Annotated in this window: 15 protein-coding genes; 8 read left to right on the plus strand and 7 right to left on the minus strand. The window is 70.9% G+C overall.

Annotated features, from left to right (window positions below; all coding sequences use genetic code 11):
- The first annotated feature begins 323 nt into the window (after positions 1–323).
- The 5 genes from PMI01_RS22085 (at position 324) to PMI01_RS22105 (ending at position 5400) form a co-directional block, all read left to right on the plus strand.
- Complete coding sequence (locus tag PMI01_RS22085) at positions 324–965, plus strand: phosphoribosylanthranilate isomerase (RefSeq protein WP_007674455.1); 642 nt, start codon at positions 324–326, stop codon at positions 963–965.
- A 26-nt stretch (positions 966–991) separates the two neighbouring features.
- The gene (gene trpB, locus PMI01_RS22090; protein ID WP_007674458.1) at positions 992–2212 is read left to right on the plus strand and encodes a tryptophan synthase subunit beta; all 1221 of its coding nucleotides are present in this window, start codon (positions 992–994) and stop codon (positions 2210–2212) included.
- A 13-nt stretch (positions 2213–2225) separates the two neighbouring features.
- On the plus strand, positions 2226–3053 hold the full coding sequence (trpA, locus tag PMI01_RS22095) for a tryptophan synthase subunit alpha (RefSeq protein ID WP_007674459.1): 828 nt from the start codon (positions 2226–2228) through the stop codon (positions 3051–3053).
- Positions 3054–3064: 11 nt separating this feature from the next.
- The gene (accD, locus tag PMI01_RS22100; RefSeq protein ID WP_007674461.1) at positions 3065–3991 is read left to right on the plus strand and encodes an acetyl-CoA carboxylase, carboxyltransferase subunit beta; all 927 of its coding nucleotides are present in this window, start codon (positions 3065–3067) and stop codon (positions 3989–3991) included.
- A 95-nt stretch (positions 3992–4086) separates the two neighbouring features.
- Positions 4087–5400 (plus strand): bifunctional folylpolyglutamate synthase/dihydrofolate synthase, encoded by a 1314-nt coding sequence (locus PMI01_RS22105; RefSeq protein WP_007674463.1) that lies wholly within the window; start codon positions 4087–4089, stop codon positions 5398–5400.
- Between the two features lie 67 nt (positions 5401–5467).
- On the opposite strand, the gene PMI01_RS22110 is transcribed toward PMI01_RS22105, so the two are convergent.
- From PMI01_RS22110 to PMI01_RS22120, 3 genes are all read right to left on the minus strand, one after another.
- Positions 5468–7648 (minus strand): beta-glucosidase family protein, encoded by a 2181-nt coding sequence (locus tag PMI01_RS22110; RefSeq protein ID WP_007674465.1) that lies wholly within the window; start codon positions 7646–7648, stop codon positions 5468–5470.
- A gap of 104 nt (positions 7649–7752) precedes the next feature.
- Positions 7753–8406 carry a TetR/AcrR family transcriptional regulator gene (locus PMI01_RS26225; protein ID WP_007674467.1) on the minus strand — a complete coding sequence of 218 codons (654 nt, stop codon included), beginning with the start codon at positions 8404–8406 and terminating at the stop codon, positions 7753–7755.
- Positions 8407–8526: 120 nt separating this feature from the next.
- A complete protein-coding gene (locus tag PMI01_RS22120; RefSeq protein WP_007674469.1) occupies positions 8527–8793 on the minus strand; it encodes a hypothetical protein in 267 nt (88 codons plus the stop codon).
- A 222-nt stretch (positions 8794–9015) separates the two neighbouring features.
- On the opposite strand from PMI01_RS22120, the gene PMI01_RS22125 reads away from it, so the two are divergent.
- The gene (locus tag PMI01_RS22125; protein ID WP_007674471.1) at positions 9016–9330 is read left to right on the plus strand and encodes a glycine zipper 2TM domain-containing protein; all 315 of its coding nucleotides are present in this window, start codon (positions 9016–9018) and stop codon (positions 9328–9330) included.
- Between the two features lie 72 nt (positions 9331–9402).
- On the opposite strand, the gene PMI01_RS22130 is transcribed toward PMI01_RS22125, so the two are convergent.
- From PMI01_RS22130 to PMI01_RS22145, 4 genes are read right to left on the minus strand one after another with little or no spacing between them, the layout of a single operon-like run.
- Positions 9403–9915, minus strand: a complete 513-nt coding sequence (locus tag PMI01_RS22130) for a DsbE family thiol:disulfide interchange protein (RefSeq protein WP_007674473.1) — start codon at positions 9913–9915, stop codon at positions 9403–9405.
- A complete protein-coding gene (gene ccmD / locus PMI01_RS22135; RefSeq protein WP_007674475.1) occupies positions 9912–10091 on the minus strand; it encodes a heme exporter protein CcmD in 180 nt (59 codons plus the stop codon). The genes PMI01_RS22130 and ccmD overlap by 4 nt, the downstream gene beginning before the upstream one ends.
- 3 nt (positions 10092–10094) lie before the next feature.
- Entirely contained in the window at positions 10095–10841 is a 747-nt protein-coding gene (ccmC, locus tag PMI01_RS22140) for a heme ABC transporter permease CcmC (RefSeq protein WP_007674484.1), read from the minus strand.
- A 52-nt stretch (positions 10842–10893) separates the two neighbouring features.
- Positions 10894–11442, minus strand: a complete 549-nt coding sequence (locus PMI01_RS22145; RefSeq protein WP_007674486.1) for a Spy/CpxP family protein refolding chaperone — start codon at positions 11440–11442, stop codon at positions 10894–10896.
- Between the two features lie 177 nt (positions 11443–11619).
- On the opposite strand from PMI01_RS22145, the gene PMI01_RS22150 reads away from it, so the two are divergent.
- Positions 11620–11970 carry a DUF3147 family protein gene (locus tag PMI01_RS22150; protein ID WP_007674489.1) on the plus strand — a complete coding sequence of 117 codons (351 nt, stop codon included), beginning with the start codon at positions 11620–11622 and terminating at the stop codon, positions 11968–11970.
- 35 nt (positions 11971–12005) lie between these two features.
- Positions 12006–12890, plus strand: a complete 885-nt coding sequence (locus PMI01_RS22155) for a DMT family transporter (RefSeq protein WP_007674492.1) — start codon at positions 12006–12008, stop codon at positions 12888–12890.
- The last annotated feature ends 224 nt before the right edge of the window (positions 12891–13114 follow it).

Below are 13114 nucleotides of genomic sequence, written 5' to 3' on the forward strand. Positions count from 1 at the left end.
CCACCCGCCGGGGCTTCGGCTCCCGCCTGATCGAGAGCAGCCTGCGCGGCGAGCTGAAGGGCGCGGCGACCATGGACTACCGGCCCGAGGGACTGGTCTGCGCGATGCGGGCCCGGCTGTCGAATCCGGTGGGGAAGGACTCGCCGTCGGGAACATGAGGCCCTCCCCCCGTGGGGGAGACGGCCGAAGGCCGGTGGGGGGAGTTTGGGCAGGTTGGTCCTAGCGGTCGAGGACGCATTGCTCCCCCCACCGTCGGCTTCGCCGACACCTCCCCCACAGGGGGAGGACTTGCCCCGACGCTCTCGACGCCGTACCTCCCCACCATGACCAAGGCCAAGATCTGCGGGCTGTCGACGCCCGAGAGCGTGACCGCCGCCCTCAACGGCGGCGCGGCGTTTCTCGGCTTCGTGTTCTTCGCGCGCAGCCCGCGCAACCTGACGCCCGAGGCCGCCGCCCGGCTGGTCGCCCCGCTACGTCAGAGTCCGGCCAAGACCGTGGCCGTCACCGTCGACCCCGACGACGCCCTGGTCGACCGGCTGATGGCGACGATGAAACCCGACCTGATCCAGGTGCACGGCAAGGAAACCCCGTCGCGGGTCCGCGAGATCGCCCAGCGGTCCGGGGCCGGGGTGATCAAGGCGTTCTCGGTGTCGTCGTCGGCCGACGTCCAGCAGGCCGGGGCCTTCGACGGCGTGGCCGAGCACCTGATGTTCGACGCCCGGCCCATCGAGGGCTCGGTCCTGCCCGGCGGGACGGGGGCGCGGTTCGACTGGAGCCTGCTGGCCGGCCAGCGGTTCTCGCGGCCGCACTTCCTGGCCGGCGGGCTGGATCCGTGGAACGTGGCCGAGGCGATCAAGGCCTCCGGCGCGCCGCTGGTGGACGTTTCCTCTGGCGTCGAACGGGGTCCCGGCCTAAAGGACCCGGCTCTGATCACGGCGTTTCTCGACGCCGTCAAACGCGCCTGACGCAGCCCGACCTTTTGGAAGAGCCCGTGAACGTTCCGACTAAGCCCAACGATTGGTCCGCCTATCCCGACGCCAAGGGCCGCTTCGGCGACTACGGCGGCCTCTACGTGGCCGAGACCCTGATGCCGCTCGTGCTCGAGCTGGACCGGGCCTATACCGAGGCCAAGAACGACCCGGCCTTCCAGAGCGAGCTGCGCGGCTACCTGACCCACTATGTCGGCCGGCCCTCGCCCCTCTATTTCGCCGAGCGCCTGAGCCAGCATCTCGGCGGGGCCAAGATCTATTTCAAGCGCGAGGAGCTGAACCACACCGGCGCGCACAAGATCAACAACTGCATGGGCCAGATCCTGCTGGCGCAGCGCATGGGCAAGACCCGGATCATCGCCGAGACCGGCGCCGGCCAGCACGGCGTGGCCAGCGCCACCGTCACCGCCCGCTTCGGCCTGCCCTGCGTGGTCTATATGGGCGCTGTCGACGTCGCCCGGCAGAAGCCCAACGTCTTCCGCATGAACCTGCTCGGCGCCGAAGTGCGCCCGGTGACCTCGGGGGCCGCCACCCTCAAGGACGCCATGAACGAGGCGATGCGCGACTGGGTGACCAATGTCGGCGACACCTATTACATGATCGGCACCGCCGCCGGCCCGCACCCCTATCCGGCCATGGTCCGCGACTTCCAGGCGGTGATCGGCGTCGAGACCCGCCAGCAGATCCAGGAGGCCGAGGGCCGCCTGCCCGACGCGGTCGTGGCCTGCGTCGGCGGCGGTTCGAACGCGATCGGCATGTTCCATCCGTTCCTGGCCGACGAGAGCGTCAAGATCTACGGCGTCGAAGCGTCCGGGCATGGCCTGGAGACCGACAAGCACGCCGCCTCGCTGACCGGCGGCCGCCCCGGCGTGCTGCACGGCAACCGCACCTACCTGCTGCAGGACGACGACGGCCAGATCCTGGACGCCCACTCGATCTCGGCGGGCCTGGACTATCCGGGCATCGGGCCGGAGCACTCGTTCCTGCACGACGTCGGCCGCGCCCAGTACCTGACCTGCACCGACGACGAGGCCCTGGCCGCCTTCCAGCTGTGCGCCGAACTCGAGGGCATCATCCCCGCCCTCGAAAGCGCCCACGCCCTGGCCAAGCTGCCGCAGCTGGCCAAGGAAATCGGGCCGGGCGGCGTGATCGTGCTGTGCCTGTCGGGCCGGGGCGACAAGGACATCTTCACCGTGGCCGACGCCCTCGGGCGGACGATCTAGGGCTAGAGCGAACTTGACCAAAGACCGTATCGACCGCCGTTTCGCGGCGCTGAAGGCCGAAAACCGGGCCGGCTTCGTGGCCTATGTGATGGCCGGCGACCCCGACGCCGCCACGGCGCTGGACATCCTCAAGGGCCTGCCCGCCGCCGGGGCCGACCTGATCGAGCTGGGCTTCCCGTTCTCGGACCCGATGGCCGAGGGCCCGACCATCCAGCGCGCCAGCCAGCGCGCCCTGGCCGGCAAGATGACCTTGAACGGCACGCTGGAGCTGGCCCGCGCCTTCCGCGCCACCGACGCCGACACCCCGCTGATCCTGATGGGCTACCTGAACCCGGTGATGAACAAGGGCTTCGAGGTCTTCGCCCGCGAGGCCGCCGCCGCCGGGGTCGACGGCCTGATCGTCGTCGACTGCCCGCCCGAGGAAGCCGATCCGCTGGCCGACGCCCTGGAGGCCAACGGCGTCAGCCTGATCCGCCTGGCCGCCCCGACCACCGACGACGCGCGCCTGCCGGCCGTGGTCCGCCGCACCTCGGGCTTCGTCTATTACGTCTCGGTGGCCGGGGTGACCGGCGTCAAGTCGGCCGACGCCGGCGACGTGGCCCCGGCCGTGGCCCGGCTGCGCGCCGCGGCGAACCTGCCGGTCGCCGTCGGCTTCGGCATCCGCACCCCCGCCCAGGCCGCCGCCGTGGCCCGCGTGGCCGACGCCGCCGTGGTCGGCTCGGCCCTGGTGGACGAAATCGAGGCGGCGGCGCGGTTGAACGAAAACGTGACCGAGAAGGTTCTATCCAAAGCGTCGGAGCTGGCTAAGGCTGTGCGATCGGCGCGACTCGAGATGGCGTGAGGCTGAAGGCTATGGCTATGGCTGAAACCCCGGGCCCCAAGAAGGGCGACAAGACCAAGGCTCCGGCCGAGCGACGCGGCGGCTGGCTGTCGCGGATCGCACCCGGCGTGCGCGGCGCGTTCGCCAAGCGCGAGACGCCCGAGAACCTGTGGGTCAAGTGCCCCGACACCGGCGAGATGATCTACCGCTCCGACCTGGAGGCGGCCCTGTGGGTCACCCCGGCCGGACGTCACATGCGCATCGGCCCCGAGGCGCGCTTCAAGTTCACCTTCGATGACGGCGTCTACGAGGTCCTGCCGACCCCGGCCGTGTTCGAGGACCCGCTGAAATTCTCCGACGGCAAGTCCTACAAGGACCGCCTGGCCGCCGCCCGCAAGACGACCGGCGAGCAGGACGCCATGGCCATCGCCCACGGCGTGGTCGGCGGCGCGCCGGCCGTGGTGCTGGTCCAGGACTTCGCCTTCATGGGCGGCTCGCTGGGCATGGCCGCCGGCGAGGGCTTCATCGCCGCCGCCGAGGCCGCCATCGCCCGCCAGGTCCCGCTGGTGGCCTTCACCGCCGCAGGCGGTGCGCGCATGCAGGAAGGGGCCCTGTCCCTGATGCAGATGGCTCGCACCACCCTGGCCATCAACGAAATGAAGGACGCCGGCCTGCCCTATGTGGTGGTCCTCACCGACCCGACCACCGGCGGCGTCACCGCCTCCTACGCCATGCTCGGCGACGTGCACCTGGCCGAGCCGGGGGCCCTGATCGGCTTCGCCGGTCCCCGGGTGATCGAGCAGACCATCCGCGAGACCCTGCCGCCGGGCTTCCAGCGCTCGGAATACCTGGTCGAGAAGGGCATGGTCGACCGCGTCACCCCGCGCAAGGAGCTGCCGGCGGTGCTGGGCTCGATTCTCGGCACGCTGATGATGGGACGGGCGCTGAAGGCGGCCTGACCGGAGTTGGGGACACACACTCGCGCCCCGACGCCTGCGGAAATCGAACAAGCCTTGGGGGCGAGTGTGTGTCCCCGGTTTCGGCATGGCATAAAATGACCGACCACCTCCGCGCCCATGACGCCGCGCTCGCGCGGCTGCAGGCCCTGCACCCCAAGCTGATCGACCTGTCGCTGGACCGCATGCGCCGGCTCTGCACGGCCCTGGGCGAGCCCCAGACCCGGCTGCCGCCGGTGATCCACGTGGCCGGCACCAACGGCAAGGGCTCGACCGTCGCCTATCTGCGGGCCATGGCCGAGGCGGCGGGGCTCAGGGTCCACGTCTTCACCTCGCCGCACCTGGTGCGGTTCGCCGAGCGCATCCGCCTGGCCGGGACCCTGATCACCGACCAGCATCTGGCCGAAGTGCTCGACCGGGTCGAGATCGCCAATGCCGGCCAGCCGATCACCTTCTTCGAGATCACCACCGCCGCCGCCTTCCAGGCCTTTTCCGAGGTCCCGGCCGACCTGTGCCTGGTCGAGGTGGGCCTGGGCGGGGTGCTGGACGCCACCAACGTCGTGAGGCCGGTCGTCAGCGTCATCGCCCCGGTCGACATCGACCACCGTGAGTTCCTGGGCGACACCCTGGCGGCCATCGCCCAGGAGAAGGCCGGGATCATCAAGCCCAACACCCCGGTGGTCAGCGCCCGCCAGGCCGAGGACGCCGAGGCCGTCATCGACCGCGAGGCGGACCTGGCCGAAGCGCCGCTGACCCTGATGGGCCGCGACTTCGACGCCTGGAACGAGCGCGGCCGCCTGCTGGTGCAATTGCAGGACCGCCTGCTGGACCTGCCGGCCCCGTCGCTGCCCGGCAAGCACCAGTTCGCCAATGCGGGCCTGGCGGTCGCCGCCATCCTGGCCCTGAACGATCCGCGCATCGACGAGGCGGCCATCGCCAAAGGGATCGCCGGCGCGACCTGGCCGGCCCGGTTCCAGCGGCTGACGGCCGGTCCCCTGGCCGAGCGCGCCAGGGCGGCCGGCGCCGACCTGTGGCTGGACGGCGGCCACAATCCGCACGCCGGCCAGGCCGTGGCCCGGGCGCTGGGCGAGCTGGCGGCCCGCGACGGCCGCCCGGTGGCGCTGATCGCCGGCCTGCTGGCCAACAAGGACGCCACGGGGTTCTTCACGCCGTTCGCGCCGCTCGGCGCCAGGCTCTACACGGTGACCTTCGAGGGCCACGCCGCCGCCAGCGCCGCCCAGACGGCGGCGGCGGGCGAACTGGCCGGCCTGCGGGCCCACGCCTGCGACGGCGTCGAAGCGGCGCTGGACAAGGCCCTGGCCCTCCAGCCGACGCCGCACGTGCTGATCTGCGGCTCGCTCTACCTGGCCGGCGAGGTGCTGGCGATGAGCCCGGAGACCTGGCCGACCTGACCCCACCCACGGTCGTCATCCCCCGACTTGTTCGGGGGATGACGACGTTTGGAGCGTGCGACCTAACTCACCAGGCCGCCGCCTTCAGCACCACCTCGACCGGCGCGCCGAGGTCTTCGGCCGAACGGCCGAGGGCGAAACGATAGGCGCCTCCCGCGATCCGCCATTTGTCGTCGCGCCAGTTGGCCAGCAGGCGGGGATCGACGGTCACCGACACCTCGCGCGTCTCGCCGGGCTTCAGATCGACGCGGCTGAACCCGGCCAGGCGCTTGAGCGGCTTGCCGGCCGCCGAGACCAGATAGAGCTGCGGCACGTCGGCCCCGGCCCGGGCCCCGACATTGGCCACCGAGAACTTGGCGGTGACGCTCTTGCCGCTGGCGGCCAGCGCCGGGGCGCCGTGCTCGAAGCGGGTGTAGGACAGGCCGTGACCGAAGGCGAACAGCGGGGTCTCGCCCTTGGCCGCCAGCCAGCGATAGCCGACCTCGGCCCCTTCCTTGTAGTCGACGGCCAAGGCGGTTCCCTCCGGCGCGCCGTAGCCGGCCAGCACCGGATGCGGGGTCTGGGCCAGGCTCTTGGGGAAGGTCATCGGCAGGCGGCCGGACGGCGAGACCGCGCCGGTCAGCACGTCGGCGATCGCCGCCCCGCCTTCCTGGCCCGGATACCAGGCCTCGACCACCGCCTTGACCTCGCCCAGCCACGGCATGGCGACCGGGTTGCCGGTCTCCAGCACGACGACGACGTTGGGATTGGCCTTGGCGACGGCGGCGATCAGGGCGTCCTGGCCGTTGGCCAGGGTCAGCGAACCGCTGTCGACGCCCTCGCTCTGCCATTGGGTGGCGAAGACGACGACCACGTCGGCCTTGGCGGCGGCCAGGACGGCCGCCTCGGGCGCATAGCCGCTGTCGAAGCTGACCTTGGCGTCGGGCAGGGCCTTGCGCAGGGCCCGCAGCGGCGACGAGGGCACGATCACCTGGCGACCGAGCACCTCCATGAAGCCGGGGCCGCCGGACGGGATATAGGTGGCCTGGCCGCCGACCGGGCTGACCTGGCTGGAGCCGCCGCCCGACATCACCCCGGCGTCGGCATAGCCGCCGACCACCAGGATCGACTTGGCGCTGGCCGCCAGGGGCAGGGCGCCGTCGTTCTTCAGCAGCACGACGCCTTGCGTCGCCGCCTCGCGCGCCACCTGGCCGTTGGCGGCGTAGTCGATCGCCGTATCGACCGGCTCCCAGTCGGCGCCGACCGCGTAGATCGAGCGCAGCACACGGCGCACCGCGTCGGACACCCGGGCCTTGGAGACCCGGCCCGCCGCGACCTCGGCCTTCAGCGGGCCGTCGAAGAACCGGGCCTTGTCGAGCTGCGACCCCGACTGCTGGTCGAGGCCGGCGGCGAAATAGCCGACGTCGTGCACCGCGCCCCAGTCGGACATCACCCAGCCCTTGTAGGCCCAGTCGCCCTTCAGCACGCCGTTGAGCAGCGGATCGTTGCCGCAGGCATAGGCCCCGTTGACCTGGTTGTAGGCGCACATCACCGAGCCGGGCTGGCCGCGCTCGATGCCGATCTCGAAGGCCAGCAGGTCGGACTCGCGATGGGCCGCCGGGTCGATGCGGGCGTCGACGGTCATGCGCAGGGTTTCCTGGGCGTTGAGCGCGAAGTGCTTGATGGTCGAGATCACCCCCTGGCTCTGCACGCCGCGGATCGACTCGCCGGCCAGGACCCCGGCCAGCAGCGGATCCTCGCCGAGATACTCGAAATTGCGGCCGTTGCGCGGGTCGCGGGTCAGGTTCATGCCGCCGGCCAGCAGCACGTTGAAGCCCTTGGCCCGGGCCTCGCCGCCGACCATCGCGCCGCCGCGATAGGCCAGGTCGGGGTTGAAGCTGGCCGCCAGGGACAGGCCCGAGGGCAGGGCGGTGGCGACGTCGCCCGGGCGCATCTGCATGACGTTGGAAACGCCGAGACTGGCGTCGGTCTCGCGCAGGGCCGGCACGCCCAGGCGCGGCACGCCGGGCACATAGCCGGCGCTGGGCTTGACGCCCGGCGGGATGGTCACCGCCGCCATGCCGGGAAAGGCCACCGGCATGATGCCGCTCAGCAGGCTGAAGCGTTCGTCGTCGGTCATCCGCGCCTCGGTCGCCGCCGCCCGGGCGTCAGGATTCTTGGCCGGGGTCGCCGGGGTCGCGGCGAGGACGGGCGCGCCCAGGCCCAGGGCGGTGGTGGCCAGCAAGGCGGCGACGGATAGTTTCGGCATGTTCCCTCCGGATCGCTGCCGTCTTGGTGGCGGCATGCGAGTATGACTGACCAAACGGTCAGTCCATTACTGACCCAAGGGTCAGTCGCGCACAAGCGGGAAGTTCAGGCCTCGGTGCGGTCGCCCCAGGCCTGTTCGAGCAGGCCCACCACCGAGTTGGCGTAACCGTCGATGAAGGCCTTGTCCCGGGTATCGACGCCCAGGGCCCGCTCCCAGACCGCCGCGTTGGCCACGAAATGCTGCACGCCGCCGGTCAGCATGTTCTGCAGGTGCACGGGCTCGATGGGCGGCAGGACGCCCTCGGCGATCAGCCGGCGCACATAGAGGTCGAAATCGTGGACGTGGCGGCGCAGGTAGCGCTCGGCGATCCATTCGCTGCGCCAGCTGGCCGTGGCGCCCTCGATCAGCGGGATCAGCACATAGGCCGGGTTGAGGCGGCAGGCCTCGAAATAGGTGCGCACGAACCCCCGCAGGTCGCCCCAGGTCTCGGGGTCGTCGCCCTCGCTCTCGGCGTAGAACCGCTCCACCTCGGCGAAGACGTGGTCGACCGTGTCGTACCAGAGCTGCTCCTTGGAGGTGAAATGGTAGAGCAGGTTGGCCTTGCGCACCCCGGACTCGGCGGCGATGTCGTCCAGCGACACGGCTTCGTAGCTGGCGCGCGAGAAGCGGCGCGCGGCGACCTCGAGCACCAGCGAGCGGGTCTCGTCCTTGGTCCGGCGCGGCGCGGCGGAGCGGGCGGGTTTCGGATCGTCGGACATATCGGCAGCGCCCCTTGAGCCTTGGACGCATTTTCTTCACGCGAACCGGTGTCCACTTCGCTCGAAAATGCTTTCAGCCACCCTCAAGCGGGCGCGACACGATCCCCGTGAACGGCGCGTCTAGACCAGGATATTCAGCAGCGAGCCCGGACGCAGCACCTTTTGCGGCGGCTCGGTCGGCTGGACGAACGGCCGGGCCGGCGCCTGGCGTTGCGGCTGGGCCTGGGTCTGCAGCTGGACGGCGATCGGCGGCGCGGTCGGCCGCGCGGCGGCGGCGTCGCTGACCGCGGCCTGGAAGAACGCCGCCGCGCGCGAACCGCCGGCGCCCTGCGTCGAGGCGGGCCTCTGCGGAACGGGCTGCAGGCCGGTGGGGCGGATCGTGCTCATGGACGCGACTCTAGCATGGTTAACGCAAGGTCGGCGAGCATGGTCAACGCGCGGTTAATGGTCGCGATTTCAGGCCAAAATTCGGCCAAAACCTGAACGCCAGATGAAGGACCCGCCTTGGGTTGGTTCAGTCCGGCGCGCCTAGGGTGAATCCAAGGTCAGTCGAGATCGGGGCTCGATGACTGGTCGGAACCGAAATTTGAACACCGGAAGGGACACCCGATGAAAACCACCATTGCTCTGATCGCCGCTGGCGCCTCGGCCTTGAGCCTGATGGCCGCGCCGACCTTCGCCTCGGCCCACGACAGTCGCTACTACCGCGACCACCACCGCTATGACCGTCACTACGACAACCGCTACGAGCGCTGCCGCGCCGACCGCAAGCGCGGCAAGGCCACCGGCGCGGTCCTCGGCGCCGTGGGCGGCGCGCTGATCGGCAACGCGGTGTCGAACGGCAACCGCACCCCCGGCACCCTGCTGGGCGCCGGCGCCGGCGCCTATGTCGGCAGCCAGGTCGGCAAGGGCTCGCGCTGCTAGGCCGGCCAGCCCGCTAGTCTTCTAGCCTTCGTGATCCCGGACGACCGAAAGGTCGCTCCGGGATTTCGCGTTTCAGCGCAGCTTTTTCAGCAGGTCGCGGGCGTCGGCGTCAGTCAGGGGGCCGCTGTGCTTGGCCAGGATCACCCCGTCGGCCCCGACCAGATAGGTCTCGGGCACGCCGGTGACGCCGAACTCGACGCCGGCCCGGCCGCTGCGGTCCATCAGCTTGACCGCGAAGGGGTCGCCCAGCTCGTCGAGGAACGCGCGGGTCTTGCCGGGCTCGTCCTTGTAGGCGACGCCGACCACGGTGACGCCCTGGGCCTTGAGCGCCATCAGCTGCGGCTGCTCGACGCGGCAGGGGGCGCACCACGAGGCGAAGAAGTTGATCAGGCGCGGGCCGCCGGGCGTCTCGCGCACCGCCACCTTGGCGCCGGTGTCGAGGTCGGGCAGCACCACGGCTGGAACCGGCTTGCCGACCAGGGCGGCGGGCTGGACGCGCGGATCGTGCTTGAGGGCGTAGCCGGCGAACAGCACGCCCAGGGCGGCCAGCACGATCAGCGGCGCGAAACCCAGCCAGCGCTTCATGACTTGGCGCCCTTGGCCCGGGCGTCGCGCAGGGCCTGCAGCCGCTCGGCCTCGCGCCGCCAGCGACGGGCCGAGGCCAGGCTGTCGGCGATCATCCAGACGAAGGCCCCCGCCGTCACGGCGAAGGCCGGCCAGACATAGATCGCGTATTTTCCGGCGTCGAAGTCGAAGTGCATCGGCTAGCCTTCCGCCGCTTGCAGGGCCAGGGCGCGGGCCTTGCGCCGCCAGACCAGGGCGCGGATCCGCACCAGCCACAGCGACCCGAAGGCCGACAGATAGGCCAGGCTCATCACCAGCATCGGCCAGGCATAGACCGCCGGCAGGCCGTTGCCGGGCTTGGCCAGCAGGGTGGACGAACCCTGGTGCAGGCTGTTCCACCATTCGACCGAGAACTTGACGATCGGCAGGTTGATCAGGCCGACCAGGGCCAGGATGGCGGCGGCCCGGGCGGCCTTCTGTTCGTCCTCCAGCGCCGAGCGCAGGGCCAGGTAGCCGAGATAGAACAGCAGCAGCACCAGCACCGAGGTCAGGCGGGCGTCCCACACCCACCAGGTACCCCACATCGGCTTGCCCCACAGCGAGCCGGTGACCAGGGCCAGGGCCGTGAACCCCGCGCCCAGCGGCGCGCAGGCCACGGCGGCGGCGTCGGCCAGGGCGTGACGGAACACCAGGGCCAGGAAACTGGCGATCCCCAGGCAGAGATAGACGAACAGGCTGAGCGAGGCGGCCGGCACGTGGATGAACATCATCCGCACGGTGTCGCCCTGCTGGTAGTCCTCGGGCGCGGCGAAGGTCAGGACCAGGCCGATCGCGGCCAGGATCGCGGCGAGCACGCCGAACAGCGGCGCGGCCCAGCGCGAGAACGCCATGAACCGCTCGGGGTTGGTCAGGAAGTCCAGCGGGTGGTGAGGATCACGGGCGCCCATCCGCGTGCATTAGAATGCCTGGAGAGCGCCCGCAATCTTCGATCTGGCCTGCTCAGCCCGCCTTGCGCTTGCCCAGCATCGGCGGGGCGCCGTCGGGGCCGCCCTTCATGCGGCGCACCTCGATGCGGCGCATCATCGGACCGTGGCCGCCGAGCATCGGGCCCAGGGCGTCGAACGCCTTCTGCTGGCTGGGCGACAGGGCGGCGTAGAAGCTCCGGGTGGCGGCGGCCCGGGCTTTGAAGGCCTCGGCGGCGCGGGCCATGTGCTCGGCCTCGCGGTCCAGGCGCTGGGGCGTGGTCAGCGGGGCCTTGGGGCCGTCCTCGTCGTCGCGCTTCCAATCGGCGCGGTCCTTCGGCTCGATCGCCGCCAGATAGGCCTTCAACGCGCCGTCCTGGTCGGACCGCAGTTGCAGCACGTCGCGCAGGTGCTGGGCGCGAGCCTCCGGGTCCATGCGGTGGCGATGCATCATCGGCGGACCGTCGTCGGCCATCGGCGGCGGGCCGGGCGGCGGCGGGCCTTCTTGAGCGACGGCGATCGCCGCGGTGGAAAGGCTGAGTGCGGCCGCGGCCAGGATGGCGAGGCGGCTCGGCTGGAGGCGCATGGGTCTAGCTCCGGTGGAATGTCCCTGGGCCGGAACCTTGAGCCGCCGTGTAACGCTGGAATGTCAGAAAGCCGGGCGAATGTTGCAGGATTGACGGACACCGGCGGCGCAAGGGCTTGATGGCCGCGACAGTCTCGCGCCTGCCCATTCACTGTTCGCCCAGGGGGTCTTTCGGAAATGCTCTACCTGCTGGTCAAGGCCGCCGCCTCGGGCGTGATCATCGCCCTGGTGTCGGAGATCGCCCGCCGTCAGCCCGGCTTCGGGGCCCTGGTCGCCTCCCTGCCGCTGATCTCGATCCTCGGCATGATCTGGCTGTGGCGCGACACCCATGACGTCGGCCGGATGGCCACCCACGTCGAGGCCACCTTCTGGTACGTGCTGCCGTCGCTGCCGATGTTCCTGCTCGTCCCGGCCCTGCTGCGACGGGGAATCGGCTTCTGGCCGGCGCTGCTGACAGGGTGTGGCGTGACGATCGGGCTCTATCTGGCCATGACGGCGGTCGGGCCCCGGTTCGGGCTGAAGCTCTGATATCCAGGACAGGCGAAATGCGTCAGGAAGCGCCCATGAACCGCGTCGCCTTCCTCGCCCTCGCCCTGTCCGGAATCTGCTGGGGCCTGGGCTTCCCGCTCGGCAAGTTCGTGCTGACGGAAACCAACGCCGCCCACATGGTGCTGCTGCGGTTCGCGGTGGCGGCCGTCGCGGCCTTGCCGTTCGCCCTGGCCCGGGCCGAGACGCGGGCCCTGTTCCGCTCGCCGGTGATCCTGGCGGCCGGCGCGCTGTACGGCGTGGCCTTCATGGTGCAGTTCGAGGGCCTGGCCCATGTCAGCGTCACCCTGGCGGCGCTGCTGGTCGGGGCCATGCCGGCCCTGATCGCCATCTCGGCCAAGCTGCTGGGCGAAAAGGTCAGCCGCGCCTCGTGGATCGGCGTGGCGGCGGCGACCCTGGGGGCGGCGCTGATCGCCGGAAAGCCGGACGGGGCCGGATCGCCGCTGGGCGTGGCCCTGTCGCTGGGCTCGCTGCTGATCTTCCTGGCCTGGCTGATCGTGCTGCGCCGCGCGCCGGAAGCGCCGACCCCGATGGCGATCCCGGCCGTGACGGTGATCGTCGCGGCGTTCACGGTGCTGCCCGTCGCCTTCTTCCTGCACGGCCCGCCCAGGCTCGACCTCAGCCCGCCGGCCTGGGCGGCGATCGCCGGTCAGGGCGTGCTGGCCACCCTGCTGGCCACCGCCGCCTGGCAGTTCGGGTCGGCCCGGGTCGGGGCGGCCAGCGCCGGAGTGTTCATCAACATCGAGCCGCTGATGGGAGCCTGTATCGGGGTGATGCTGTTCGGCGACCACCTGACCTTCGCCCTGGGGGCCGGCGGCCTGCTGATCATCGCCGGCAGCTTCATCGTCGTGCTGGGGGAGAAGCACGCGGCGCCGGTCTGCGCCAGCGCGGGGCCGATCTAGGGGTACCAAAACCCTCTCTCTTTGAGAGAGGGAGGGGCCCATGGCGAAGCCATGGGAGGGTGAGAGGTTACACTCTCTCAGGATGAAGCTCTGACGAAGAGCGCGTGCATCCGCGACGGCCGCATCGATCGTAGAAGCCTGGACTCCTTTTCTGAGGCGCTCAACGGCCCTGGATTTGCCGGCCAGCGGTGAAACCTCTCACCCTCCCACCGCTTCGCGGCGGG

Origin of the sequence: Caulobacter sp. AP07 (assembly GCF_000281955.1) — a bacterium.
In the GTDB taxonomy this organism is placed as follows: domain Bacteria; phylum Pseudomonadota; class Alphaproteobacteria; order Caulobacterales; family Caulobacteraceae; genus Caulobacter.

Coding starts and splice junctions, on each gene's coding strand:
- PMI01_RS22105 (WP_007674463.1), top strand. CDS start 4,087: ATGACCGACCACCTCCGCGCCCATGACGCCGCGCTCGCGCGGCTGCAG.
- accD (WP_007674461.1), top strand. CDS start 3,065: ATGGCTATGGCTGAAACCCCGGGCCCCAAGAAGGGCGACAAGACCAAG.
- PMI01_RS22155 (WP_007674492.1), top strand. CDS start 12,006: ATGAACCGCGTCGCCTTCCTCGCCCTCGCCCTGTCCGGAATCTGCTGG.
- PMI01_RS22110 (WP_007674465.1), bottom strand. CDS start 7,648: ATGCCGAAACTATCCGTCGCCGCCTTGCTGGCCACCACCGCCCTGGGC.
- PMI01_RS22150 (WP_007674489.1), top strand. CDS start 11,620: ATGCTCTACCTGCTGGTCAAGGCCGCCGCCTCGGGCGTGATCATCGCC.
- ccmD (WP_007674475.1), bottom strand. CDS start 10,091: ATGCACTTCGACTTCGACGCCGGAAAATACGCGATCTATGTCTGGCCG.
- ccmC (WP_007674484.1), bottom strand. CDS start 10,841: ATGGGCGCCCGTGATCCTCACCACCCGCTGGACTTCCTGACCAACCCC.
- PMI01_RS22125 (WP_007674471.1), top strand. CDS start 9,016: ATGAAAACCACCATTGCTCTGATCGCCGCTGGCGCCTCGGCCTTGAGC.
- PMI01_RS26225 (WP_007674467.1), bottom strand. CDS start 8,406: ATGTCCGACGATCCGAAACCCGCCCGCTCCGCCGCGCCGCGCCGGACC.
- PMI01_RS22085 (WP_007674455.1), top strand. CDS start 324: ATGACCAAGGCCAAGATCTGCGGGCTGTCGACGCCCGAGAGCGTGACC.
- PMI01_RS22145 (WP_007674486.1), bottom strand. CDS start 11,442: ATGCGCCTCCAGCCGAGCCGCCTCGCCATCCTGGCCGCGGCCGCACTC.
- PMI01_RS22130 (WP_007674473.1), bottom strand. CDS start 9,915: ATGAAGCGCTGGCTGGGTTTCGCGCCGCTGATCGTGCTGGCCGCCCTG.
- PMI01_RS22120 (WP_007674469.1), bottom strand. CDS start 8,793: ATGAGCACGATCCGCCCCACCGGCCTGCAGCCCGTTCCGCAGAGGCCC.